General features: G+C 56.0%; 1 rRNA gene. It reads left to right on the top strand.

What is annotated here, in order from left to right:
• A 23S ribosomal RNA gene (locus ABGV18_RS11550) occupies positions 1-309 on the top strand; the annotation flags it as partial.

Genomic DNA, 309 nt, shown 5'->3' with positions numbered 1-309 from the left:
GAAGGTGGACTGTGAGGTCTGCTGGAGGTATCGGAAGTGCGAATGCTGACATGAGTAACGATAATACGAGTGAAAACCTCGTACGCCGAAAGTCCAAGGTTTCCTGCGCAACGCCAATCGGCGCAGGGTGAGTCGGCCCCTAAGGCGAGGCTGAGAAGCGTAGTCGATGGGAAGCAGGTTAATATTCCTGCACCGACCGTTATTGCGATGGGGGGACGGAGAAGGCTAGGCCAGCCGGCAGTTGGTGTCCGGTTTAAGCCCGTAGGTGGATCTCTTAGGCAAATCCGGGAGATCAACACCGAGAGGTGA

It is taken from the genome of Guyparkeria halopsychrophila, from assembly GCF_044582135.1.
Classification (GTDB): Bacteria; Pseudomonadota; Gammaproteobacteria; order Halothiobacillales; family Halothiobacillaceae; genus Guyparkeria.
Note: the sequence above shows the minus strand (reverse complement) of the source record. Positions and strands in the feature narration are given on the sequence as shown.